This window comes from Acidovorax sp. DMC1, from assembly GCF_056314325.1.
The window spans coordinates 204,426-229,515 of the sequence record NZ_JBQUYO010000009.1 but is presented as its reverse complement, the minus strand read 5'-3'; the positions used below and the strand labels follow the sequence as shown (position 1 = coordinate 229,515).

The following is a 25,090-nucleotide window of genomic DNA, read 5'->3' as shown; positions in this document are numbered from 1 at the left end:
CGGAGTGCGGAGTGCGGAGTGCGGAGTGCGGAGTGCGGAGTGCGGAGTGCGGAGTGCGGAGTGCGGAGTGCGGAGTGCGGAGTGCGGAGTGCGGAGTGCGGAGTGCGGAGTGCGGAGTGCGGAGTGCGGAGTGCGGAGTGCGGAGTGCGGAGTGCGGAGTGCGGAGTGCGGAGTGATAAGGCCATTTCTGGTATCTCCGCAGCACTCCGTCACCAAAAACTAGGGGCTTTGGCATGCCCACAGGGCTTGGGTGGCTCTTCTCCGCGCCCGCCAAGGCACAATGTCGGGATGAATATTGTGATCCTCGACGATTACCAGGATGCAGTGCGCAAGCTGCATTGCGCATCGCGGCTCGATGCATACACCGCCAAGGTCTACACCAACACGGTCAAGGGGCTGGGGCAGCTTTCGGTGCGCCTCAAAGATGCAGACATCATCGTGCTGATCCGTGAACGGACCCAGATCACGCGCCAATTGGTCGAGAAGCTCCCTCGGCTCAAGCTCATCGCACAGACCGGCAAGATTGGCAGCCACATTGATGTGGCGGCATGTACCGAGCGCGGCATTGCCGTGGCAGAGGGAGTTGGGTCCCCGGTTGCACCGGCTGAGCTGACCTGGGCCCTGGTGATGGCCTCCATGCGCCGACTGCCCCAGTACATCTCCAACCTCAAACATGGCGCCTGGCAGCAGTCTGGTCTCAAGACCGCCTCGATGCCCGCCAACTTCGGGATTGGCAACGTGCTGAGGGGCAAGACACTGGGCATCTGGGGCTATGGCCGCATTGGACAACTGGTGGCCGGGTACGGGCGCGCTTTTGGTATGAACGTGCGCGTCTGGGGCCGTGAAGCATCGCGCGCGCAGGCGCTGACGGACGGATACCAGGCAGCAGCCACGCGGGAAGAGTTCTTCTCGCAATGCGACGTGATCTCTTTGCACCTGCGCCTGAACGACGAGACGCGGGGCATCATCTCGCTCGAAGATCTCTCGTGCATGAAGCCCACTTCGCTGCTGGTCAATACATCACGCGCAGAGCTGATCGAGCCAGACGCATTGATCGCGGCCCTCAATCGGGGTCGCCCAGGCTTGGCAGCGGTGGATGTGTTCGAGAGCGAACCCATCCTGCAGGGTCACGCTCTGCTCCGTCTCGAAAACTGCATTTGCACGCCACATATTGGGTACGTGGAACAGGACAGCTATGAGCTCTACTTTGGTGCAGCTTTTGACAACGTGGTGAATTTCATCAAAGGCACACCCACCAACATCGTGAACCCGGGCTCATTGCAGGTGAGGCGCTAGCGGCTGTCGGTCAGCCACCAGCTCCAATTACGCGACTGGCTGTACCTCACAACAAAAAGGCTTCCCGAGGGAAGCCTTTTTTGATGGCTGCAGGGCATCGAAATGCCCCACAGCAGCAAGCCACACTCCAATTACAGAGGTGTCTTCTTGCCGTCCTTGTAGACGTACAGCGTGATGGCTGGGTTCTTCATTTCGCCGTTGGGTTCGAAGGCGATGGTGGAGGTCACGCCCTTGAAGTTGGACTTGGCCAGTTCGTTCACGTACACCTTGGGGTCCACGGAGTTGGCGCGCTTCATGGCGTCGACCAGCAGGAACGTGGCGTCATAGGTGTAGGGGCTGTACACCTGGAACTGGCCAGGGTACTTGGCGTCGTACTTGGCCTTCCAGGCGGTGCCGCCAGGCATCTTGGCCAGCGAGGAGCCGCCTTCAGCGCAGATCACGTTGGCCAGGGTCTTGGCGCCAGCAGCCAGCTTGGCGATTTCAGACGTGCAAACGCCGTCACCACCGAAGTACTTGACGTTGGCCATGCCCAGTTGCTCCATCTGGCGCAGCATGGGGCCGGCTTGAGGGTCCATGCCGCCGTAGAAGATGGCGTCGGGGTTCTTGGCCTTGATGGCGGTCAAGATGGCCATGAAGTCGGTGGCCTTGTCGGTCGTGAACTGCTCATCCACCACCTTCATGCCCTTGGCCGTAGCGGTTTTCTTGAACACGTCGGCAACGCCTTGGCCGTAAGCCGTACGGTCATCGATGATCGCAACGGTCTTGAGCTTCAGCGTGTCCACAGCGTAGAACGCCAGACCAGCGCCCAGGGCGTTGTCGTTGGCGATGATACGGAACGTGGTCTTGTAGCCAGGCTTGGTCAGGTTGGGGTTGGTTGCAGCTCCCGTCACCATGGGGATGCCGCAATCGTTGTACACCTTGGAAGCGGGAATCGTGGTACCGGAGTTGAGGTGGCCGACAACGCCAACGACCTTGGAGTCGCACAGCTTTTGTGCAGCAGCAGTGCCCTGCTTTGGATCGGCAGCGTCATCTTCAGCTTGCAGCTCGAATTTGATCTTCTTGCCGCCGATGGTGACGCCTTGAGCGTTCAGCTCTTCAATGGCCATGCGGGCGCCATTTTCGTTGTCCTTGCCGTAGTGGGCTTGGGCGCCGGAAACCGGAGCCACGTGGCCGATCTTGACCACCTGCTCTTGTGCAGAGGCCACACCAGCAACAGCCGCGATAGCAGCAACCACGGTCAGTTTCAACTTCAATTGCATATCAAATCTCCAGTAAAGATAAACGCTGAGAATCTTCTTGTGTCTCAACGCAGGCGAACATATCGCAATTTACGGGCCAGATCATTAGGGAACACGATTAAACGCGAGAGAAACCACAGGGGAATACCCTGTCATCCATTTGGCGCAGGCGGCGCACCGCTGGCCAACTCGTCTGCCACGGCTTCATACACCGCATGCCGGACCACCGATTCGATCTCTTCGCGCAGGCGTGGCAGTACCGAACGCGTCTGCTCCTGCACCACTGTGGCGATTGCCTCGCGCAGGCGCTGATCGAGTACCACATCCACACGCTGCATGACGCGGTGCACCATGTATTCCTCCATTCCTTCGGGCAAAGCGCGGGCTGCAACAGGCGCGGACACTGGTGGCATCCCTACGGAAGTGGCAGCAGCGAAGGTTGATGGGCGTTGCTGGGCAGGTGAAGCCGCAGCGCGCGACGCTTGAGGAGAAACCACCGGTGGTGGCGCAACGAAGGGCGGCGCCGCAGGACGCGCCGCAGAGGCGAGTGCACTGGCCTGCGGCATCGCAGCGGGTCGCACGGCGGGCGGGGCTGCCTTTGCCAGCGCAGCCGACTGCGATGGAGAAAGAACTGTTGTGCGCGCTGCTGGATTCGTAGCGCCCGGCGCCGGGGACGCGGCGTCGGGCACTTGCACCACTTCGGTGAGCGTGGGCACGAAACGCGGAGGGGTCTTGGGTGGAAGCGCCATCAGCCCGCTTTCAGCACCAGATCATGGCGGGTAATGGCGTAGCCACGGGACGCGTAATGACGCCACCGCGTGCGCGCCTGGGCACGGTCGGCTTCGTCCTGGGCACTCACGACTTCCACCAGGCGGTCAAACCGGCCAAAACCCTCGGGAACTTCTGCATGAAGATTCAGCAAGACTTGGTGGTGCGGCGCCAAGCGTGCATCTTGCGCCAGCAATACCGGCGAAGCCTGAACCAGCTCCTCGTCGGCGTCGGCATGGCAGTGGGCCACAAAGTCCTGGGGGGCCATCAACCAGAGCATGCGGTCCAGCGTCTGGAGCGCATCCGCCGGCGCTGCGATGACCAAGCGGGCTCCGCTGCGCTGCACTTTGCGTGCGAACCGACATGCATACGCCAGCTTGTCGGGCGCGTTGAAGTGAAAGGCCACCTCGGTCATGGCACGGTCAGGCAGACTTGCTGCCAGCGGGCCGTTTGGCGGCAGGCCTGCGGGCAGTGCCCGTAGCCGCCTTGCTGGTCGCAGAGCGCGACGTGGACTTGGGGGCCTTTGCCGTACGGACCTGCGACCTGGACTGTTCGAGCACATAGTGCACCAGCAGCCCCACGGGCCGGCCTGTAGAACCCTTGGCCGCCCCACCTTTCCACGCGGTGCCTGCAATGTCCAGATGCGCCCACGGCATGTCGCCCACGAACTTTTGCAAGAACTTGGCAGCAGTGATGGAACCGCCCGCACGGCCAGCCACATTGCCCATGTCGGCAAAGTTGCTCTTGAGGCCGTCCGCATAGTCGTCATCCAGGGGCATGCGCCAGCAAAGGTCTTGCGCGGCTTCGCCAGCCGCCTGCAAAGACTCCGCCAGACCATCGTTGTTAGCGAACAGGCCGCTGCGCACGCCGCCCAGCGCGATCACGCAGGCACCCGTCAGTGTGGCGATATCCACCACCGCGGCAGGCTTGAATCGCGCGGCGTAGGTCAACGCATCGCACAACACCAGGCGCCCCTCTGCATCGGTGTTCAAAATCTCGATGGTCTGACCGCTCATGCTGGTGACCACATCACCCGGCTTGACGGCGCGCCCGTCGGGCATGTTTTCGCACGCGGGGATCAGGCCCACCACATTGACGGCAGGCTGCAACTCTCCCAGCGCGCGGAAGGTGCCCAGCACGCTGGCAGCGCCGCACATGTCGAACTTCATCTCGTCCATCTCGGGCGCGGGCTTGATCGAGATACCGCCGGTGTCAAAGGTGATGCCTTTGCCCACCAGAACGATGGGCGCCTGGTCCTTGGCCGCGCCGTTGTAGCGCAGCTCGATGAAACGCAGCGGCTCTTCAGAGCCCTTGGCCACCGCCATGAAAGCGCCCATGCCCAGGCGCGCCACCTCTGCGGGGCCATGCACCTTGCACTGGATGCGTGGCAGCTTGGCGAGGGTTTTGGCTGCGTCAGCCAGCAGGCTGGGGGTGGCATGGTTGGCCGGGCGGTTGCCCCATTCCCGCGCAAACTCCACGCCAGCCACCAAGGCCACACCGCTGTCAAACCCGTCACGCGCGCTGGCAGCATCCGGCACACCCACCACACAGCGGCTCAGGCTGCGTGCTTCCACCTTGGTCTTGGTGGTGGTGTAGACATAGCTCACGTCTGCCACCGCCTGCACAACCGCGCTGACAGACGCCGCCGGGGCTGCGCCGGCAAAACACAGCACCACGCGCTTGGTCAGGGGCGCCTTGATGGCACCACCCAGTGCCTGCAGCGCCTGGCGCGTTGCGCGCGCCGACCCATCGCCCAACCCCACCAGCACCACGCGGCGGGCTGCAACGGCAGGCACCTGGTACAGCTGCAGGTGTTTGCCCGCCTTGGTGGTCAGATCTCCGTTCTTGAGTGCCAAGGCCGCCAGAGCAGAAAGCGCGTCCTTGCCCGGCTTGAAGCCCTCGGGAAGCAGGACGATCAGCAGGTCGCATTTCTCCGAGGCTGCCGCAGCAAGTTCAAGGGTCTTGAGATCAAAGTTCATAATTGGTGTTTTCCTTCCAGCCAATGTTATTCGATTCATCCATCCGCAAGGAGCTGGCGCGCAGCTTCGGCGCGACCCTTGTGGTGCTGGTGACCGTGGTCATGACCATGATGCTCATCCGCACGCTGGGCCAGGCCTCCAAGGGCAGTGTCAGCCCGTCCGACGTGATGCTCGTCATGGGTTTCACCGTCTTGGGGCAATTGCCCACCATTCTCAGCCTCAGTCTGTTCATTGCGGTGGTCGGCACGCTGTCGCGCATGTACCGCGACAGCGAAATGGTGATCTGGTTCGCCAGCGGGCGCGGCCTCATCAGTCTGGTGCGCCCCCTGCTGCGCTTCGCCTGGCCGGTGATGGTGGTGATTGCCGTACTGTCGCTGCTGGTTTGGCCCTGGGCCAACTCCCAGATCCAGGAGCTCAAGACCCGCTACGAGCAGCGCAGCGACATCGACCGCATTGCACCGGGCGAGTTCCAGGAGTCGTCCAACGGCAGCCGGGTGTTCTTCATCGACAAGGACACCCCCGACACGCAGGCCGCCAACAACGTCTTCATTGCCGCCAATGACGGCAAACGCGAATCCGTCACCTCCGCCCGCAGCGCCCGGCTGGAGAGCCAGGGCGGTGAACGCATGGCCCTGCTGAGCGACGGTCAGCGCCTGGAGACCTCGCGGGACAAGCCCGGCGTGAAGATCAGCGAGTTCAGCCTGTACGGCACCCGCATCGGTAGTGCGGCCCCAGGTGCGGCGGAAGAACTGGCGGTGAAGACACGCACGACCTACGACCTCGTGATGCGGCCGCTGCCGGCCTACCGCGCCGAGCTGGGCTGGCGGCTGGGCCTGGCACTGGCCGCGCTCAACTTTGTGCTGCTGGGTCTGGCTGTGGCCAGCGTCAACCCACGCGCAGCGCGCAGCACGAGTATGGTGTTTGCGCTGTTTGCTTTCATCGTTTATTACAACCTCATGACCCTGGGCCAGAGCTGGGTGGGCGCGGACCGGCTGGGCCTGACCAGTTTCATGGTGCTGCTGCACGGTGGCATGCTGGCGGCCTCACTGCTGGTGCTTGCTGTCCGACACAACCAATGGACGATGGGCCGGCTATGGCAGTCCCTGCGCACCGGAGGGCAGTCCGCATGAAAACCATCCGCCGCCTGATTCACCGTGAGGCGCTCGGCGCCGTCACCTTCGTCACTGCGGGCTTTCTGGCCCTGTTCTTCTTTTTTGACCTGGTGGATGAGCTCCGCTGGGTGGGCCGTGCGGGGGAGGATGGCTACCAGCTATCGCACGCGCTGCTGTTTGTGGTGCTCAGCATTCCCAGCCACCTGTATGAACTGCTGCCTATCACCGTGCTGATCGGCACCATCTTCGTGATGGCGCGCCTGGCCCAAAGCTCGGAGTTCACCATCATGCGCACCAGCGGCATGGGTCCTTGGCGGGCGCTGCGCACGCTGCTCACGCTGGGTGGCGTCTTCGTGCTGCTGACCTTTGCTGTCGGTGACTACCTGGCCCCCCTGACGGACCGCACCGCCCAGCTCATCAAGGTGCGCTACCTGGGGCGACTGACAGCAGGCGCCACGGGCGCATGGCTCAAAGAGCGGCAGGAAGACCACTCCTTTGCCGTCAACGTGCGCGCGCTCACCCCCAATGGCGGCATGCTGGACGTGCGCATCTTCGAGTTTGACGACAAGGGTCGCCTGGCGTCGCAGACGCGGGCCGCGTCAGGGCAGTTCGGCTCGGATGGAGCGTGGACCCTGGAGAAGGTGCAGCGCAGTCACTTTGAACAGCAAAGCGACAAGAACGAGGCCCGCGTGGAGCACCTGGAGAGCCCCTCCCTGCAGTGGCCAACCAAGATCAGTGCCGACATGGTGGCAGCCTCTTTGCTCAAGCCCGACCGCATGGCCACGCTGGACCTCTTTCAGTTCATTAGGCACCTGAACGCCAACGGCCAGTCTGCCCAAAAATACGAAATCGAGTTCTGGCGCAAAGTGTTCTACCCCTTGAGCTGTCTGGTGATGGTGGTGCTGGCGCTGCCTTTTGCATACCTGCATTTCCGCTCGGGCGGCATCGCGGGCTACGTGTTCGGCGGCGTGATGGCGGGCATCAGCTTCTTTCTGCTCAACAACGTCTTTGGCTATGCGGGCAATCTGCAAAACTGGTCGCCATGGCTGACAGCGGCGGCGCCCGGCCTGATCTACTCCCTGCTCTCGCTAGCGGCCTTTGGCTGGCTGGTGCTGAGACGCTGACACCCTGACCTCGCCCCATGACCCACGCCATCGTCCTGTTTGCCCACGGGTCCCGAGACCCCCTGTGGCGCGCCCCCATGGAGGCAGTCGCAACGCGCATTGCGTCCCAAAGTCCAGACCGCCGAGCCATCTGCGCCTACCTGGAACTGTGTGAACCGGCCCTGCCGGACGCCGTCCGGCAACTGGTGGCCGATGGGGCCACCGCCGTCACGGTGGTTCCGATGTTTCTGGGCACCGGCAAACACGCCCGGGAGGATTTGCCCCTGCTGGTGCAGGAGCTGCGTACCGCCCACCCCGCCGTGCAATTCCACGTCCAGGCCGCCATCGGGGAGGATCCACGCATGACGGCCTTGATGGCAGAGATCGCCTGCGAAACTCCGCCGCTCTGAAATTTCTGGGGTGCGGTTCATTCGCTTAGACGATTGCAGCATAATGATGCAATCCTTTAGGCGATATTCGATATGAATCTGCACCAATTCCGCTTCGTTCAAGAGGCTGCGCGCCGCAACCTCAACCTGACCGAGGCCGCCAAAGCCCTGCATACCTCGCAGCCAGGCGTCTCCAAAGCCATCATCGAGCTGGAAGAAGAACTGGGCGTGGACATCTTCGCCCGGCACGGCAAACGCCTCAAGCGCATCACCGAGCCCGGCCAGCATGTGCTCAAAAGCATCGAAGTCATCATGCGCGAGGTGGGTAACCTGAAGCGCATTGGCGAGCAGTTCAGCGCGCAAGACAGCGGCACCCTCAGCATCGCCACCACCCACACCCAGGCGCGCTATGTGCTGCCGGTGCCTGTGGCCCGCCTGCGCGAGGCCTACCCCAAGGTCAACGTGAGCCTGCACCAGGCCACACCGCACGAAGTGGCCCGCATGATCATCGACGAGGTGGCCGAGATCGGCATGGCCACCGAATCCCTGGCTGACTACCCCGAACTCGTCACCCTGCCCTGCTACGAATGGCAGCACGTGCTGGTGGTGCCCAACGACCACCCTCTGGCGCAAAAGGAACGCATCGGTCTGGACGACCTCGCGCACGAAGCGCTGATCACCTACCACCCCTCATTCACCGGGCGCGGCAAGATCGACCACGCCTTCGCAGCACGCAAGCTCACGCCCCGCATCGTGCTCGAAGCCATCGACTCTGACGTGATCAAGACCTATGTGCGCCTGGGCCTGGGCATCGGCATCGTGGCCGAGATGGCCATGCGCGACGACCCGGTGGGCGACCTAGCCGTGCGCCCCGTGGGCCACCTGTTCGGCCAGAGCGTGGCCCGCGTGGCCTTCAAGCGCGGCGCCTACCTGCGCAACTTTGTCTACAAGTTTGCCGAGCTGCTCAGCGACCGCCTGAGCCGCGAGCTGATTGCCCGTGCGATGACGGGCCATGTCAACGACTACGAGCTGTGACCTCCGTTCAGCCCGAGAAGCACCCTGAACCCTTCCAGAATTCCCCCGTTTTCCAAGCTGCTGCGCCATGACCTCCACCACCGCCCGCACACCCGCCTTCCCCAGCAAGCTGCCCAACGTCGGCACCACCATCTTCACCGTGATGTCGGCGCTGGCCACCGAACACAAGGCGGTGAACCTGGGCCAGGGCTTTCCTGACTTTGAATGCGCGCCCGAGTTGGTGAACGCCGTCACCGCCGCCATGCAAGCCGGCCACAACCAGTACCCGCCCATGACCGGTGTGCCCGCCCTGCGCGAAGCCGTGGCCCGCAAGATCGAGGCGCTGCACGGGCGCGCCTACAACCCCAACACCGAAATCACCATCACGGCAGGCGCCACGCAGGCCATCATCACCGCCATCCTGGCCATCGTGCACGCGGATGACGAGGTGATCGTGCTCGACCCCTGCTACGACAGCTATGTGCCCAACATCGAGCTGGCCGGTGGCAAGGCGGTGCGCGTACCGCTCACACCCGGCACCTTCCGCCCTGACTTTGCAAAGATCAGCGCGGCTATCACACCCCGCACCCGCGCCATCATCATCAACAGCCCGCACAACCCCAGCGCCACCATCTGGACGGCCGAGGAAATGCGCCAGCTGGAAGACCTGCTCGCCCCCACCGACATCCTGCTCATCAGCGACGAGGTGTACGAACACATGGTGTTCGAAGGTGTCGAGCACCAGAGCGCCGCGCGCTTTCCGGGCCTCGCCGCTCGTGCCTTCATCGTGTCGAGCTTTGGCAAGACCTTCCACGTCACCGGCTGGAAGGTCGGCACCGTAGCGGCCCCTGCCGCACTGACGGCCGAGTTCCGCAAGGTGCACCAGTTCAACGTGTTCACCGTGAACACCCCCATGCAGCATGGGCTGGCCGCCTACCTGCAAGACCCCACGCCCTACCTGCAGTTGCCCGCGTTCTACCAGGCCAAGCGCGACCTGTTCCGCGAGGGCTTGGCGGGCTCGCGCTTCAAGCTGCTGCCCAGTACCGGCAGCTACTTCCAGTGCGTGGACATCTCGGCCATCAGCGGCCTGAACGAGGCCGATTTCTGCCAGTGGCTCACCCGCGAGGTGGGCGTGGCGGCGATTCCGTTGTCGGCGTTCTACGGCGACGGGTTTGACCAGCGCGTGGTGCGGTTCTGCTTCGCCAAGAAGGATGAGACGCTGCGGGCGGCGCTGGAGCGGCTGCGCAAGCTGTGATCCGCAGGGCCCTCCAGGGCTCTTACTTCGTCTGCCGCGCCAGCCACACCCCCGCAGCCGCCAGCGCCATCCCCGCCAGCGCCCAGCCGCTGAGCGTCTCGCCAAACATCGCCCAGGCGATCAGCGCTGTGGTGGGCGGGGTCAGGTAGAACAGGCTGGCCACATTGACCGCGCCGCCCCGGCGGATGAGCAGGTTCAACAGGCTCACGGCCCCCAGTGAGAGCACCAGCACCAGCCAGCCCAGCGCAAACACAAACTCGCCGGTCCACGATATGGCCATGGATTCGGTGGCGTAGGCGACGGCGGCCATGGCCACCGCACAGGGCAGGTACTGAATGACCGAGCCCGTGCGCAAGTCGAACGAGGGGCAAAACCGCTTCTGGTACAACGTGCCCGCCGTGATGCCCAGCAGCGCGACCACCGCCGGCAGCAGCATGCCCAGCAAAGCACCAGCCGGCACGGTAGCCACCTTGCCGGCAACTACCAGCGCCACGCCGGTGAAGCCCAGGGCCAGGCCCGCCCATTGGGCAGGCCGCACCTTCTCGCCTAGCAAAGCCCCGGCCACCAGGGCTGTCAGCAGCGGCTGCAACCCCACCACCAGCGCTGTAATGCCCGATGGCAGCCCGTGCCCGATGGCCATGAACACCCCGCCCAGGTACACACCGTGCACCAGCAGGCCCGACACCCCAATGTGCAGCCAGGCCCTGCCCGACGACGGCCACGGCGCACGCGCTACGGAGACCACCGCGAGCATGAGCACGATGACAATGGCAAACCGCAGCGCCAGAAAGGTCAGCGGCTCCACATACGGCAGCCCCAGCTTGGCGCCGATAAAGCCGGTGCTCCAGAGCGCCACAAACAGCAGGGGGACGAGGGAATCGAGCGGACTGGAAGCGCTGGGACGGAGCGGTGTGGCCTGGGTCATGGAGAACAGAAGCGTGATGCAGGGTGGGGATGATCGCACCTTGCACACGCCTTTGCTTCAGGCCGATGCGAGCGTTCTCTTATGAACCATTGGGAGAACGGACAGACCTCAAGGTGCGCCACACCTGCCGAGCGTGCTGACGCCCGAAACCGGTGCGAGAACCGGCAAACCCGCGCTACAGGGCAAAACTTTGAATAGAAATGGTCTGTAGCGCTTGAATATCATGCGCGTATAGCTATAAATTCAATAGCAAATTGCCATGCATCTTTCTGCCAGCCAAGCCTGGCGCCCGCGCATCTTGATGCGATCTTGATACCCCACACCGCACTCTTGCGCCCATCTTGATGCGGCCGTTCCTAGCATCGGTCCATGTCTCAAGGAGGACGCTATGGACTGGATATTGATGGCGGTGGGAGGCCTGCTCTGGCTGGCCGTCTATGGCTTGGCCAAGGGTTGCGCGCTGCTGCAACGCCAAGCACAAGGGGGGCGGTCATGACCAGCGGCTGGATGATTCTGGCGGCCGTGCTCGCCGCTGCGCTTTTGGTGTACCTGATCGCCGTACTGCTGCGGCCGGAGGACTTTTCATGAGCACCGGTGCCTGGCTGCAATTGGCGGTGTTTTTGGCACTGCTGCTGGCGCTGGCTTGGCCGCTGGCGCGTTATATCGACACCGTGATGGCGGGCCGCTTTGCGCTGGGACCGAGGCTGGAAGGCCCGCTGTTCCGACTGGCAGGCGTGCGGCCCGATGAAGAAACCGGCTGGCTGCGCTACGCGCTGGGCCTGCTGGTGTTCAATGGCCTGGGCGTGCTGGCGGTGTATGCGCTGCAGCGCTGGCAAGCCGTGCTGCCGCTCAACCCTCAGGGCATGGCTGCGGTGGCACCCGATTCGGCCTTCAACACCGCCATCAGCTTTGTCACCAACACCAACTGGCAAGGCTATGGCGGCGAGAGCACCATGAGCTACCTCACGCAGATGCTGGCGCTGACGGTGCAGAACTTTCTGTCTGCCGCCACGGGCCTGGTCGTCGTCATTGCACTGGTGCGCGGGTTCGCGCGGCATTCAGCGCAGAGCATTGGCAATGTGTGGACTGACCTGACCCGTGCCACGCTGTGGGTGCTCCTGCCCCTGTCGCTGGTGCTGGCCGTGGTGTTTGCAGGCCAGGGCGTGATCCAGAACCTGTCGCCTTACACCGAGGTGCAGACGCTGGAGTCTGTGCACTACGACGCGCCCAAGCTCGATGGCGCGGGCCAGCCGGTGCTGGACGCCCAGGGCGCCCCGGTGACGGAACCCGCCGCGCAAGCCACGCAGACGCTGGCCATGGGCCCCGTGGCCTCGCAGTTGGCCATCAAGATGCTGGGCACCAACGGTGGCGGCTTCTTCAACGCCAACTCGGCCCACCCGTTCGAGAACCCCTCAGCCGCCAGCAACCTGTTGCAGATGCTGGCGATCTTCCTGATCCCCGCTGCGCTGTGCCTGGTGTTTGGCCGCATGGTGGGCGATGAGCGCCAGGGCTGGACGATTCTGGCCACGATGAGTCTGCTGTTTGTGGTCGCCGTGGTCGCTGCCACCGCCTTCGAGCAGCAAGGCAACCCACTGCTGGCATCGCTGGGTGTAGACCAAACTGCCAGCGCCCTGCAGGCAGGCGGCAACATGGAAGGCAAGGAGACGCGCTTTGGCATCGCCACCTCGGCCCTGTTCGCAGTGATCACCACGGCGGCCAGTTGCGGCGCAGTGATTGCCATGCACGACAGCTTCACACCCCTGGGCGGCATGGTGCCCATGGTACTGATGCAGATGGGCGAGGTGGTGTTTGGCGGCGTGGGCTCGGGCCTGTACGGCATGCTGGTGTTCGCCATCATGGCGGTGTTCATCGCCGGACTGATGATTGGCCGTACGCCCGAGTACCTGGGCAAGAAGATCGAGACGCATGAGATGAAGCTCGTTGCCATCGCCATCCTCGTCACGCCGTTGCTCGTATTGCTCGGTACCGCCGTGGCGGTGATGAGCGAGGCAGGCCGCGCAGGCCTCTCCAACCCTGGCGCACACGGCTTCAGCCAGGTGCTGTATGCGCTGTCTTCCGCCTCCAACAACAACGGCAGCGCCTTCGCTGGCCTGTCGGCCAACACCCCCTTCTACAACGTGCTGTTGGCCGTGGCCATGTGGTTGGGCCGCTTTGGCGTGATCGTGCCGGTGCTGGCCATGGCCGGGTCCCTCGCCGCCAAGAAGCGCGCTACCGCCACCGATGGCACCTTGCCCACCCACGGCCCGCTGTTTGTGGCGCTGCTGGCTGGCGTGGTGCTGCTGGTGGGCTTGCTGAACTATGTGCCGGCCCTCGCGCTGGGCCCGGTGGTAGAGCATCTCGTGCTCACACCCCGTTGATAAATGGCTGGGAGATTGTGATGACTCGCAAAACATTGACCCTGTTCGACCCCGCCCTGGTACGCCCCGCGCTGCTGGAGGCTTTCAAGAAGCTGGACCCGCGCGTGCAATGGCGCAACCCGGTGATGTTTGTGGTGTACGTGGGCAGCGCCTTCACCACCGCGCTGGCCGCCAGCAAGCCCGAGGGCTTCACCGCTGCCGTGGCGCTGTGGCTGTGGTTCACTGTGCTGTTTGCCAACTTTGCCGAAGCCATGGCCGAAGGCCGCAGCAAGGCCCAGGCGGCCTCGCTGCGCGGGCTGAAAAAGCAGACCTGGGCCAAAAAGCTGGACGGCCAGTTTGACCGCACCACCCCGCGCACCGAGATGACCTGGCTACCGCTGGAGGCCGCCAACCTGCGCAAAGGCGATGTGGTGCTGGTGGAAGCCGGTGACACCATTCCCGCCGATGGCGAGGTGATCGATGGCGTGGCCTCGGTGGACGAAAGTGCCATCACCGGCGAATCGGCCCCGGTGATCCGCGAATCCGGCGGCGACTTCTCGGCCGTGACCGGCGGCACCCGCGTGCTGTCCGACTGGATCGTGGTGCGCGTGGCCGTGAACCCTGGCGAGACCTTTGTCGACCGCATGATCGCCATGGTCGAGAACGCGAAGCGCCACAAGACACCCAACGAGATCGCGCTGACCATCCTGCTGGTGGCGCTGACCATCGTGTTCCTGGGCGTGGTGGTTACGCTGCTGCCGTTCTCGCTGTTCAGCGTGCAGTCCAGTGGCGCGGGCGAGCCTGTGAGCCTGGTGGTGCTGGTGGCCCTGCTGGTGTGCCTGATCCCCACCACGATTGCAGGCTTGCTCAGCGCCATTGGCGTGGCGGGCATGAGCCGCATGATGCAGGCCAATGTGATCGCCACCTCGGGCCGCGCGGTGGAGGCTGCAGGCGATGTGGACGTGCTGCTGCTGGACAAGACCGGCACCATCACCCTGGGCAACCGCCAGGCCAGCGCCTTCTTGCCATCCGCCGGGGTGCCCGAGGCCGCTCTGGCAGGCGCGGCGCAACTGGCGTCGCTCGCCGACGAAACGCCCGAAGGCCGCAGCATCGTGGTGCTGGCCAAGCAGAAGTTCAACCTGCGCGAGCGCGACCTCTCCAGTCTGCAGGCCCAGTTTGTGCCCTTTACTGCCCAAACACGCATGAGCGGGGTAGACCTGCCCAGCCCGCGCCTGCTGCGCAAGGGCGCGGCCGATGCCATCCGCAAGCACGTGGAGGCACTGGGCGGGCGCTTCCCTACCGCCGTGCAGACGGCGGTGGACGATGTATCGCGCCGCGGCAGCACCCCGCTGGTGGTGGCCGATGGCGCGCAGGTGCTGGGCGTGGTGGAGCTCAAAGACGTGGTCAAGGGCGGCATTAAGGAGCGTTTTGCCGAGCTGCGCCGCATGGGCATCAAGACCGTGATGGTGACGGGCGACAACCGCCTGACGGCCGCCGCCATTGCCGCAGAGGCAGGTGTGGACGACTTTCTGGCCGAGGCCACGCCCGAGGCCAAGCTGCAGCTCATCCGCAGCTATCAGGCCAACGGCCAGCTGGTGGCCATGACCGGAGACGGCACCAACGACGCGCCCGCCCTGGCCCAGGCCGACGTGGCCGTGGCCATGAACACGGGCACCCAGGCCGCCAAGGAGGCCGGCAACATGGTGGACCTGGACAGCAACCCCACCAAGCTCATAGAGATTGTGGAGACCGGCAAGCAGATGCTGATGACGCGCGGCTCGCTCACCACCTTCAGCATTGCCAACGACATCGCCAAGTACTTCGCCATCATCCCGGCGGCGTTTGTCACCACCTACCCGCAGCTGTCGGCGCTGAACTTCATGCATCTGGCCAGCCCCTCCTCGGCCATTCTGTCCGCCGTGGTGTTCAACGCGCTGATCATCATCTTTTTGATCCCGCTGGCCCTGAGGGGCGTGGCCTACCGCGCCGTGGGCGCAGCCGCGCTGCTGCGCCGCAACCTGGCCATCTACGGGCTAGGGGGCATGGTGGTGCCATTCATTGGCATCAAGCTGATTGACATGGTGCTGGCCGCAGCCGGGTTGACCTGATCGCAGCACATTCGCCAACACAGCTCCCTAATCATTGACAAGGAAAAACATATGCCTATCCGTATCCCCCGCGACGACGCACCCGCCAGCACCGGCGGCGTGTTGCGCCCCGCCCTCACGTTGTTTGCAGTGCTGTCCCTCGTCACCGGCCTGCTGTACCCGCTGGCCGTCACGGGCGTGGCGCAGACAGCCTTCCCGCACCAGGCCAACGGCAGCTTGATCACCCGGGGTGGCAAGGCCGTGGGCTCCGAGCTGATCGGCCAGTCGTTCACCGAGCCCGGCCACTTCTGGGGCCGCCCCTCGGCCACCGCGCCCATGCCCTACAACGCGTCAGCCTCGGGTGGCTCCAACCTGGGCCCCACCAATCCGGCGCTGGCCGAGGCAGTGAAGGCACGCATCGAGGCCCTACGTGCCGCCGACCCTGGCAACACCCAACCCGTTCCTGTGGATCTGGTCACCGCATCGGCCAGCGGGCTGGACCCGCACATCAGCCCGGCAGCCGCCGCCTACCAGACCGAGCGAGTGGCCCGCGCCCGGGGCCTGCCCGTGGCGCAAGTGCAGGCACTGGTGCTGCGGCACACCGACAACCCCTGGCTGGGCTTGCTGGGTGAGCCGCGTGTGAACGTTTTGGCCTTGAATCTGGCACTCGATTTGCTATCAAATAAATAGCTATCAGCGCAATTGATACTAGCGCTTGAGGCCTATTCGACATCAAATTGGTGGATACACTGTGCCCATGCAGGATCGCCCCGACCCCGACGCGCTGCTGCAGCGCATCCAGCAAGAGCAAGCCCAGCAGCAGCGCGGGCGGCTCAAGGTGTTCTTTGGTGCCTGCGCGGGGGTGGGCAAGACCTTTGCCATGCTGTCGGCAGCACGCGCTGCGCAGGCGCAAGGCACGCCCGTCACCATCGGCGTGGTCGAGACGCATGGCCGCGCCGACACCGACGCGCAGACCGCCCACCTGCCGCGCCTGCCGCTGCGCGCCCTGCCCTACAAAGACCGCACCCTGCCCGAGTTTGACCTGGACGCTGCCCTGGCCTGGGGCGCAGAGCACCCCGAGGGCCTGGTGCTGCTGGACGAACTGGCCCACAGCAATGCACCGGGCTCGCGCCACCCCAAACGCTGGCAAGACGCCGAAGAACTGCTGGCCGCAGGCATCGACGTGTGGTCCACCATGAACGTGCAGCACCTGGAGAGCCTGAACGACATCGTCAGCGGCATCACCGGCATCCGCGTGTGGGAGACGGTGCCCGACCAGTTCTTTGACGCGGCCGACGAAGTGGTGGTGGTGGACCTGCCGCCCGACGAGCTGCTGGCGCGCCTCAAAGCTGGCAAGGTCTACCTGCCCCAGCAGGCCGAGCGCGCCGCCGCCAACTTTTTCCGCAAAGGCAACCTGCTGGCCCTGCGCGAGCTGGCCCTGCGCCGCACCGCCGACCGGGTGGACGACGAAATGCGCGCCTACCGCCGCGCCAGCAGCACCACGCATGAGGCCGTGTGGCCCAACCGCGAGGCCCTGCTGGCCTGTGTGGGCACGGGCGACAACGCCGAAAAAGTGGTGCGCAGTTGCGCCCGCTTGGCCGCCCAGCTCGACCTGCCCTGGCACGCCGTGCATGTGGAAACGCCCGAGCAGCAAGGCCAGTCGGCCACCCTGCACCCGCAGGTGGAGCGCACCCTGAAGATCGCCCAGCAACTGGGCGCCACCGCCTGCGCCGTGCTGCCCGCCGCCCAGCCCGCACAGGCCCTGGTGCGCTACGCACGTGAACACAACCTGGTGCGCGTGGTGATGGGGCGCAGCACCCGGCGCTGGCCGTGGCAGGCCACGCTGGCCGAGCAGATCGGACAAAGTGCCAGCGACCTGGACCTGCTGCAGGTGGGCGCACTGCCTGGCCGCGATGCCGCTACAGACCGGAAAGCCCCCCGCACCAGCACCGCAGCCCCTCGCGCGGCGTTCTGGCCGGGCTATATCGCCGCCGCGCTCGCCTGCTGCATCGCCGCTGTCATTGCGACACCGCTGGCCAACGTGCTGGAGCTGACCAACATCGTCATGCTGTTCTTGCTGGTTGTGGTGGGCGTGGCGCTGCGTTTTGGTCGCGGCCCGGCCATCATGGCCGCGTTCCTGGGAGTGGGGTTCTTTGACTTTTTCTTTGTGCCGCCCCGCTTCAACTTTGCGGTGAGCGATGCGCAATACGTGGTCACCTTCGCTGTGATGCTCGTGGTGGCCCTGGTGGTGGGCCAGCTCACCGCCGGGCTCAAGGTGCAGGCCGAAGCCGCCACAGAGCGCGAACACCGCGTGCGCAGCCTGTACGACATGGCGCGTGACTTGTCGGCCGCGCTGCTGCCCGAACAGGTGGCGGAAATTGGCGCACGCTTCATCACCGGCGAATTCAGCGCGGGCAGCACGCTGGTGGTGGCCGACGACGACAACCGCCTGCAGGTGCTACCCGGTGGCACCGCCCCCGTGGACATGGCTGTGGCGCAATGGGCGTTTGAGCGCGGCGAGCCTGCGGGCCGGGGCACGGACACCTTGCACTCCAGCCCCACGCTGGTGCTGCCCCTGAAGGCGCCCATGCGCATCCGTGGCGTGCTGGTGGTGGCCATGCCGCAAGGCCAAATACCAGGCGTAGAACCGCGCCGCCTGCTGCAGACCTGCGCCTCGCTGCTGGCCATTTCGCTCGAACGCATCCACTACATCGACGTGGCGCAAAAGAGCACCGTGCAGATCGAGTCCGAGCGGCTGCGCAACTCGCTGCTCTCGGCCATCTCTCACGATTTGCGCACGCCGCTGGCCTCGCTGGTCGGCCTGGCCGAATCGCTGGCCATGGTGCAGCCACCATTACCCGCTCACCAACAAGAGCTGACCGGCGCCATTCAGCAATCCGCCCAGCGCATGAGCGCGCTGGTCAACAACCTGCTGGACATGGCCCGCCTGGAGGCCGGGGCCGTGCAGCTCAACAAGGCCTGGCAGCCGTTGGAAGAAGTGGTAGGCAGCGCCCTGGCCGCCTGCGCCCCAGCCATCGCCGCGCACCGTATCGAAGTGACCCTGCCGGGCGACCTGCCGCTACTGCAAATCGACGCCGTGCTGATGGAGCGCGTGCTGGTCAACCTGCTGGAAAACGCCGCCAAGTACACCCCCGCAGACACCACCCTCCACATCAACGCGCAGCCCCACAGCGACGCGGTGGCCTTGAGCATCACCGACGAAGGCCCCGGGCTGCCCAAAGGCCGCGAAGAGCTGCTGTTTGAAAAGTTCGAGCGCGGAGCCCGCGAAAGCGCCACACCCGGTGTGGGCCTGGGGCTGGCGATCTGCCGCGCCATCGTGCAGGCGCATGGCGGCAGCATCCGGGGCGATACGATCCACAACGCCCAGGGGCAGCCTGCAGGTGCGCGCTTTACGCTGCTGCTGCCACGCGGCACACCGCCCACCGACCTAGGCACCGATGCAGACACCACCAGCGAAGTTTGACCGCGCGGCCCAGCAACCCCCATGACCGACCTGCCCACCCACATCCTCATCGTTGAAGACGAAGCCGACATCCGCCGCTTTGTGCGCCTGACGCTGGAGAGCGAAGGCCACACCGTGCACGAGGCCGCCACCCTGCAACGCGGCCTGATAGAGGCCGGTACCCGCCGCCCCGACCTGGTGGTGCTGGACCTGGGCCTGCCCGATGGCGACGGTGTGGACTTGATCCGCGACCTGCGCACCTGGTCGGCCATGCCCATCATCGTGCTCTCAGCCCGCAGCGCCGAGGCGAGCAAGATCGCAGCGCTGGACGCGGGGGCCGACGACTACCTGGTCAAGCCCTTTGGCTCGGGCGAGCTGATGGCCCGCGTGCGCGCCCAGTTACGCCGCAGCCAGCGCGCATCCGGCGCCGAAGCCACGCCCGTCATCCAGTTCGGGGCCATCACCGTGGACCTGGCCCGCCGCACCGTGGAGCGCAGCACAGGCGGCAATGGTGAAGGCAATGACAGCGAGGCCCTGCACCTCACGCCCATCGAATACAAGCTGCTCACCTACCTGGCCTCCCAGCCCGACCGCGTCATCACCCACGCACAGCTCCTCAAGGCCGTGTGGGGCCCAGGCCATGCTGAAGACACGCACTACGTGCGCGTGCACATGGCCAACCTGCGCAAGAAGGTGGAGGAAAACGCCTCCATGCCCCGGCACTTGCGGACCGAGGCGGGTATCGGGTACCGGTTCGTACCCTGACGCCCACTCACGAACTGCGCGCACCAGTGCAGCGCAAAGCCCGCTCCCCCGCCACGCGCAGCCGCTGCTGCAGCGACGCGGGCGCCAGCACCTCGAACTCCACATCCAGCGCCATGAGCCAGAACACCAGGGCATCGCTGGCGGCGCATTCCAGCTGGCACTGCTGCCCATCGGCCAGCGTGGTGACCACACCGGCAGACTGCGGAATGCGCCGCGCCATTTCTGCGTAGGGCGCGTGCAGCACCACCCGCGCCTGGTCGGGGTGCGGCGCCACGGTGATGGAGCGCGTTACGTAGGCCTTGAGGTCGCCGCCGTCCGGCCCAGGGCGCGGCACAAAATGCGCGCCAACTTCCGGCTTTGCCACCATGCGGTCGATGCGAAAGGTGCGCCAGTCGCCACGGTCGCAGTCCCACGCCACCAGGTACCAGCGCATGCCGGTATGCACCACGCCCTGCGGCTCTACCGAGCGCTGGGTAGCGCGCCCCTTACCGTCTTCGTACGAAAAACCTAGCCGCAACTGGTCGCGGCAGGCCGACGCCAGCGTAGCCAGCAACGAGGCCTCCACCACCGGCCCCGTGCGGTCCAGCGGCAGGATGGTGGAGCGCAACGCGTCCACCTGCTCGCGCAGCCGCAGGGGCATGGCCTGCTCCAGTTTCACCAAGGCGCGCAAGGCGGGTTCTTCAATGCCGCCCACGGCACCTGCAGTGGCGGTGCGCAGCGCAATCGACACGGCCAGGGCTTCTTCATCGTCCAGCAGCAGCGGGGGCAGCGCCTGTCCGGCCCGAAACGCATAGCCGCCCGCCACACCGCTGCTGGCCTGCACCGGGTAGCCCAGCTGCCGCAGGCGGTCGATGTCGCGCCGCAGCGTGCGCGGGTGCACTTCCAGCCGCTCGGCCAACTCGGGCCCCATCCAGTGGCTGCGGGTTTGCAACAGTGACAGCAGGCGCAACAGCCGTGTGGATGAAGTGAGCATGCCGCCACTATACTTTGAATCGAGGACCGAAACTGTCCGCAATGGTTCTTACAGTGGCTCCAGCTTTTCTTCCACCACTTGCAAGGAGTTCTTCATGTCCATCGTCCTTTACTGGCACCCCATGTCCAGCGCCACCCCCATCGCCTGCGCCCTGGCCGAGCTGGGTGTGCCGCATGAGCGCATCAAGATCGACATCCGCACCGGCGAGCAGCGCCGCCCCGACTACCTCGCCCTCAACCCGAACGGCAAGGTGCCCACGCTGACGGTGGACGGCGCGCCGATGTTTGAGGCCCTGACCATCCACCTGTGGTTGGGCCACCGTTTTGGCGTGGAGCGCGGCCTGTGGCCCGCTGGCGGCACGCCCGAGGCGTTACAGGCCCTGTCGTGGTGCACTTGGTCGTATGTGACCTATGGCGCGCTCGTGGGGCGCCTGCACGTGGCCACCCAGGGCGAAGCGGTGTGGCGCAACGCAGCCCAGGCAGAGGCCGTTCTGCGCCAGCTGAGCGAGTTGCTGGCCCTGCTGGACGCGCGACTGGCCCAGCAACCCTGGATGCTGGGGGCCAACTACTCGTTGGTGGATCTGGTGGTGGGCTCAGTGGTCGGCTACAGCCAGTACCTGGGTGCCCCTGTCAACGCACATCCGCATGTGCAAGCGTGGCTGGCCCGGGTACAGGCGCGCCCAGCCATGCAGATCGAGGCCTGAGAGGCCCTCCGTCGATCAAGAGTGCTGTTACAGCAGCACGATGTCGTACTGCTCCTGCCCCATCGCGCTTTCGGCCTGCAGCGAGATGGGCTTTTTGATGAAGTCCGAGAGGCCAGCCAAGTGCTGGCTCTCTTCGTCCAGGAACAGCTCCACCACCCGGGCCGACGCCACCACCCGAAACTCGCGCGGGTTGAATTGGCGGGCTTCGCGCAGGATCTCGCGCAGGATGTCGTAGCACACGCTGCGCGCAGTCTTCACGCTGCCCTTGCCCTGGCACACCTCGCAGGGTTCGCACAGCATGTGGGCCAGGGATTCGCGGGTGCGCTTGCGCGTCATCTCCACCAGGCCCAGTTGCGAGAAGGTGCCGGACGACATGGTCTTGACCCGGTCGCGGGCCAGCTGCTTTTTGAACTCCGACAGTACGGCCTGCTGGTGGTCTTCGCGCACCATGTCGATGAAGTCCACGATGATGATGCCGCCCAGGTTGCGCAGGCGCAGCTGGCGCGCAATAGCCTGCGCAGCCTCCAGGTTGGTCTTGAAGATGGTGTCGTCAAAATTGCGCGCACCCACGTAGCCGCCGGTGTTCACGTCGATGGTGGTCAGTGCCTCGGTCTGGTCCACGATAAGGTAGCCGCCCGACTTCAGATCGACCCTGCGGCCCAGGGCCTTGGCCACCTCTTCGTCGATGGAGTACAGGTCAAAAATGGGGCGCTCGCCCTTGTAATGCTGCAGCTTGCCGGCGGCTGCGGGCATGAACTCTTGCCCGAACGCGCGCAGGCGCTGGAACTGCTCCATCGAATCAATACGGATGGTCTGCGTGTGGTCGCCCACCAGGTCGCGCAGTACGCGCTGCAGCAGGTCCAGGTCCTGGTGCAGCAGCGACATGGCGGGCAGCTTGAGCGATGCCTCCTTGATGCGCGCCCAGGTCTTGCGCAGGTAGGCAATGTCTTCAGCCAGCTCGGCATCGGTGGAGTCTTCGCCATTGGTGCGCAGGATGAAGCCGCCGCCACCGCCCGTGGACTTGTCGCCCACCAGCGCCTGCAGCCGCGCGCGCAGAGCATCGCGCTCGGCGGGCGGAATCTTCTGCGACACGCCCACATGGTCGTCCTGCGGCAAAAACACCAGCAGGCGACCTGCGATGCTGATCTGCGTGGACAGCCGCGCGCCCTTGGTGCCGATGGGGTCCTTGATGACCTGCACCATGAGCGCCTGGCCTTCGAATACCTGCTTTTCGATGGGCACCTGTGGCTCGTTCTTGCGGGCGAAAGCGGGTGGCTCGCCATCGGGCTGGCGCTGCCACACATCGGCCACATGCAAGAAGGCCGCGCGCTCCAGCCCGATGTCGATGAAAGCGGACTGCATGCCGGGCAGCACGCGCGAGACTTTGCCCAGGTAGACGTTGCCCACCAAGCCACGCTCCAGCGTACGCTCCACATGAAGCTCCTGCACGGCGCCGTGCTCGACGATGGCCACACGGGTTTCCTGGGGCGACCAGTTGATCAGGATGTCTTGTTGCATGGCTCTGGAACCTGTTGTTCTTGCTTATAGGGGGAAGCCTGCGGCACGGAGCAGCTGTGCGGTCTCGTACATCGGCAGCCCCATGATGCCCGAATAGCTGCCCGCCAGGTGTTCCACATACGCCGCCGCCCTGCCCTGGATGCCGTAGGCACCCGCCTTGCCCAGCGGCTCGCCCGTGGCCACATACGCATCGATCTGCGCCGAGGTCATGGCAGCGAAGGTGACGCGCGACACCGACAGGGCCGTCAGCCGCTTGGCCCCCACCTGCAGCGCCACGGCGGTGAGCACGCGGTGCTCGTGGCCCGCCAGCTCGGCCAGCATGCGCGCCGCATGGGCGGCATCGTCCGGCTTGCCGTAGATGGTACGGCCCAGCGCCACAGTGGTGTCGGAGCACAGGATGGGCGCATCGGGCAACTGGCGCCGCGCGCGCCGGGCTACGGCCGCGTCAAGCTTGAGAGCGGTCACGCGTTCCACATAGGCCGTGGGCGCCTCGCCGGGCAGCACCACCTCGATGGCTTCGGCGTCCTCCGCCTCGTCACCCTCCACATTGGGCAGCAGCAGCTCGTGCCGCACGCCCAGCTGTTCAAGCAACTGGCGACGGCGTGGGCTTTGGGAGGCGAGGTAGATGAAGTCGGGCATGAACGGATTTTGAATAAAAATCGGCTCTAGCGCTTATTCATCAAGCGCTAGCAGCTATGAAAACAGGAGTAACACAGACCAGCATCACAAAGGGCCTGCTTCATTCACGATGGTAGGGATGCCCGGCATTCACCGACCAGGCGCGGTAGAGCTGCTCGATCAGCAGCACGCGCACCATGGCGTGCGGCAGGGTCAGGTCCGACAGGCGAATCCGCTCGTGCGCCGCCTGCCGAAAGGCGGGGTCCAGCCCGTCGGGGCCGCCGATGACCAGCACCACATCGTCACCGCCCAGCTGCCAGCCCTTGAGCCGTTCGGCGAGGGCCTTGGTGGTGAGGTTGGTGCCGCGCTCGTCCAGTGCCACCACGCGCGTGCCGCGCGGAATGGCGGCCTCGATGCGCTCGCGCTCCGCGGCGTAGAGTGTCTCCAGCGTCTTGGAGCCGCGAGGCTCGGTCTTGACGGCCTTGAGTTCGACCTTGAGTTCAGGCGGGAAACGTTTGGCGTAGTCGTCGTACGCGGTCTGCGCCCAGTCGGGCACCCGCTGCCCTACCGCCACGATCAGCAGCTTCATGGATCAATCTGGATGCGTGTGGGAGAGGCCGCTGCGGAACGCCCATAGTGAGCACAGTGAGCGCGCGGCAGCGGAGCTGGATCAGCCCTTGCTGCGAGCAGGCGCCTTCTTGGCCGCCGGCTTGGAGCCCGATGCGGAAGCTGGCTTGGCGGCAGCGCGTGCAGGGGACTTGGCTGCCGGCGACTTCTTGGCAGCGGGCTTCTTGGCGCCAGTGGGCTTGACCACCACGGTCTTGACGGGAGTCTTGGTGGCGGGCTTCTTGGCGGCTACTGCGCCTGTGGTCTTGCTGGCTGGCTTGGTAGCGCTGGTCTTGGCGGCAGACTTTGTTGGTGCGGCCTTGGCCGCAGTTTTTGCTGCAGGCTTCGGTGCTGTTTTGGCTGCAGTCTTCGCGGCGGTCTTGGCGACCGCCTTGACGGTGGCCTTGCCTGAACGGGCGGCCACAGTGGAGGTCGCGGCCTTCTTGGCGGGCGCCTTGCCTGCGGCCTTGGCAGCCTTCTGGGCCGACTTCTTCTCGGCCAGTTCGGTGGCGGCGCTGGACTGGGGCTTGGCGGCGCCCAGCTTCAGGCGCACGGGGGTATCGCCCCACAGCTCTTCCAGACGATAGTACTGGCGGATGGCGGGCTGCATGATGTGCGCCACGGCCGGGCCGCAGTCCACGATGATCCATTCGCCGTTGTCCTCGCCTTCGATGCGGGGCTTGCTGAAACCGGCTTCCTTCACCGCATCGCGCACGCTGGCGGCAAGTGCCTTGGTCTGGCGATTGGAGGTACCCGATGCCACGATCACCCGTTCAAACAGCGGCGAGAGATGCTCGGTGTTGAAAACCTGGATGTCTTGCGCCTTGACGTCTTCCAGGCCATCAACGATGGCGCGCTGGAGTTTGGTGACGTCTTTTTTGGCGGCGGTTTCCGATTTGGTGGAGGTGGTCATCAGGCGGT

23 protein-coding genes are annotated in these 25,090 nt (G+C 65.2%); 13 read left to right on the top strand and 10 right to left on the bottom strand.

The genetic code is table 11. The features are described 5' to 3' along the window. The first annotated feature begins 288 nt into the window (after positions 1-288). A complete protein-coding gene (locus ACT531_RS18605; RefSeq protein WP_015014252.1) occupies positions 289-1,296 on the top strand; it encodes a D-2-hydroxyacid dehydrogenase family protein in 1,008 nt (335 codons plus the stop codon). 131 nt (positions 1,297-1,427) lie between these two features. Here the strand turns inward: ACT531_RS18605 and ACT531_RS18600 are convergent, their stop codons facing one another. The 4 genes from ACT531_RS18600 to ACT531_RS18585 form a co-directional block, all read right to left on the bottom strand. Next, positions 1,428-2,555: a branched-chain amino acid ABC transporter substrate-binding protein gene (locus ACT531_RS18600; protein ID WP_476018375.1), complete on the bottom strand. Its 1,128-nt coding sequence runs from the start codon at positions 2,553-2,555 to the stop codon at positions 1,428-1,430. 131 nt (positions 2,556-2,686) lie between these two features. Next, the gene (locus tag ACT531_RS18595; RefSeq protein ID WP_476018374.1) at positions 2,687-2,887 is read right to left on the bottom strand and encodes a hypothetical protein; all 201 of its coding nucleotides are present in this window, start codon (positions 2,885-2,887) and stop codon (positions 2,687-2,689) included. A gap of 395 nt (positions 2,888-3,282) precedes the next feature. Further along, positions 3,283-3,717, bottom strand: a complete 435-nt coding sequence (locus tag ACT531_RS18590; protein ID WP_476018373.1) for a DNA polymerase III subunit chi — start codon at positions 3,715-3,717, stop codon at positions 3,283-3,285. 7 nt (positions 3,718-3,724) lie between these two features. Then, positions 3,725-5,281, bottom strand: a complete 1,557-nt coding sequence (locus ACT531_RS18585; RefSeq protein ID WP_476018372.1) for a leucyl aminopeptidase — start codon at positions 5,279-5,281, stop codon at positions 3,725-3,727. A 23-nt stretch (positions 5,282-5,304) separates the two neighbouring features. On the opposite strand from ACT531_RS18585, the gene lptF reads away from it, so the two are divergent. The 5 genes from lptF to ACT531_RS18560 all read left to right on the top strand — a co-directional run bounded on the left by lptF (position 5,305) and on the right by ACT531_RS18560 (position 10,154). Continuing rightward, a complete protein-coding gene (gene lptF, locus ACT531_RS18580; protein WP_476018371.1) occupies positions 5,305-6,411 on the top strand; it encodes an LPS export ABC transporter permease LptF in 1,107 nt (368 codons plus the stop codon). Next, a complete protein-coding gene (gene lptG, locus ACT531_RS18575; RefSeq protein WP_476018370.1) occupies positions 6,408-7,517 on the top strand; it encodes an LPS export ABC transporter permease LptG in 1,110 nt (369 codons plus the stop codon). The genes lptF and lptG overlap by 4 nt, the downstream gene beginning before the upstream one ends. A gap of 17 nt (positions 7,518-7,534) precedes the next feature. Continuing rightward, positions 7,535-7,906 carry a sirohydrochlorin chelatase gene (locus tag ACT531_RS18570; protein ID WP_476018369.1) on the top strand — a complete coding sequence of 124 codons (372 nt, stop codon included), beginning with the start codon at positions 7,535-7,537 and terminating at the stop codon, positions 7,904-7,906. 72 nt (positions 7,907-7,978) lie between these two features. Further along, positions 7,979-8,920, top strand: coding sequence for a CysB family HTH-type transcriptional regulator (locus ACT531_RS18565; protein ID WP_056062356.1), 942 nt, complete (start codon positions 7,979-7,981; stop codon positions 8,918-8,920). A gap of 67 nt (positions 8,921-8,987) precedes the next feature. Continuing rightward, entirely contained in the window at positions 8,988-10,154 is a 1,167-nt protein-coding gene (locus tag ACT531_RS18560) for a pyridoxal phosphate-dependent aminotransferase (protein ID WP_476018368.1), read from the top strand. A 22-nt stretch (positions 10,155-10,176) separates the two neighbouring features. Here ACT531_RS18560 and ACT531_RS18555 read toward each other — a convergent pair whose 3' ends face one another. Further along, complete coding sequence (locus ACT531_RS18555) at positions 10,177-11,079, bottom strand: DMT family transporter (RefSeq protein WP_476018367.1); 903 nt, start codon at positions 11,077-11,079, stop codon at positions 10,177-10,179. Between the two features lie 492 nt (positions 11,080-11,571). Between ACT531_RS18555 and kdpF the strand changes: the two genes are divergently transcribed. From kdpF to ACT531_RS18525, 6 genes are all read left to right on the top strand, one after another. Continuing rightward, positions 11,572-11,667, top strand: coding sequence for a K(+)-transporting ATPase subunit F (gene kdpF / locus ACT531_RS18550; protein WP_056062349.1), 96 nt, complete (start codon positions 11,572-11,574; stop codon positions 11,665-11,667). Further along, entirely contained in the window at positions 11,664-13,457 is a 1,794-nt protein-coding gene (kdpA, locus tag ACT531_RS18545; protein WP_476018366.1) for a potassium-transporting ATPase subunit KdpA, read from the top strand. Before kdpF ends, kdpA begins: the two co-directional genes overlap by 4 nt. A gap of 20 nt (positions 13,458-13,477) precedes the next feature. Then, complete coding sequence (kdpB, locus tag ACT531_RS18540; RefSeq protein ID WP_476018365.1) at positions 13,478-15,544, top strand: potassium-transporting ATPase subunit KdpB; 2,067 nt, start codon at positions 13,478-13,480, stop codon at positions 15,542-15,544. Positions 15,545-15,595: 51 nt separating this feature from the next. Continuing rightward, on the top strand, positions 15,596-16,213 hold the full coding sequence (gene kdpC, locus ACT531_RS18535) for a potassium-transporting ATPase subunit KdpC (RefSeq protein ID WP_343735783.1): 618 nt from the start codon (positions 15,596-15,598) through the stop codon (positions 16,211-16,213). A gap of 67 nt (positions 16,214-16,280) precedes the next feature. After that, positions 16,281-19,007: a DUF4118 domain-containing protein gene (locus ACT531_RS18530; RefSeq protein ID WP_476018364.1), complete on the top strand. Its 2,727-nt coding sequence runs from the start codon at positions 16,281-16,283 to the stop codon at positions 19,005-19,007. Positions 19,008-19,028: 21 nt separating this feature from the next. Beyond that, positions 19,029-19,751 (top strand): response regulator, encoded by a 723-nt coding sequence (locus ACT531_RS18525; RefSeq protein WP_476018363.1) that lies wholly within the window; start codon positions 19,029-19,031, stop codon positions 19,749-19,751. Between the two features lie 7 nt (positions 19,752-19,758). Here the strand turns inward: ACT531_RS18525 and ACT531_RS18520 are convergent, their stop codons facing one another. Then, positions 19,759-20,724, bottom strand: a complete 966-nt coding sequence (locus tag ACT531_RS18520; protein WP_476018362.1) for a helix-turn-helix transcriptional regulator — start codon at positions 20,722-20,724, stop codon at positions 19,759-19,761. Between the two features lie 94 nt (positions 20,725-20,818). Between ACT531_RS18520 and ACT531_RS18515 the strand changes: the two genes are divergently transcribed. After that, positions 20,819-21,427 carry a glutathione S-transferase family protein gene (locus ACT531_RS18515; RefSeq protein ID WP_476018361.1) on the top strand — a complete coding sequence of 203 codons (609 nt, stop codon included), beginning with the start codon at positions 20,819-20,821 and terminating at the stop codon, positions 21,425-21,427. A 27-nt stretch (positions 21,428-21,454) separates the two neighbouring features. On the opposite strand, the gene rng is transcribed toward ACT531_RS18515, so the two are convergent. From rng to rsfS, 4 genes are all read right to left on the bottom strand, one after another. After that, entirely contained in the window at positions 21,455-22,945 is a 1,491-nt protein-coding gene (rng, locus tag ACT531_RS18510; RefSeq protein WP_209819763.1) for a ribonuclease G, read from the bottom strand. A gap of 24 nt (positions 22,946-22,969) precedes the next feature. Continuing rightward, positions 22,970-23,584, bottom strand: coding sequence for a Maf family protein (locus ACT531_RS18505; protein WP_060987548.1), 615 nt, complete (start codon positions 23,582-23,584; stop codon positions 22,970-22,972). Between the two features lie 100 nt (positions 23,585-23,684). Continuing rightward, a complete protein-coding gene (rlmH, locus tag ACT531_RS18500) occupies positions 23,685-24,152 on the bottom strand; it encodes a 23S rRNA (pseudouridine(1915)-N(3))-methyltransferase RlmH (RefSeq protein ID WP_476018360.1) in 468 nt (155 codons plus the stop codon). A gap of 81 nt (positions 24,153-24,233) precedes the next feature. Then, the gene (gene rsfS, locus ACT531_RS18495; RefSeq protein ID WP_476018359.1) at positions 24,234-25,082 is read right to left on the bottom strand and encodes a ribosome silencing factor; all 849 of its coding nucleotides are present in this window, start codon (positions 25,080-25,082) and stop codon (positions 24,234-24,236) included. Positions 25,083-25,090 lie beyond the last annotated feature (8 nt).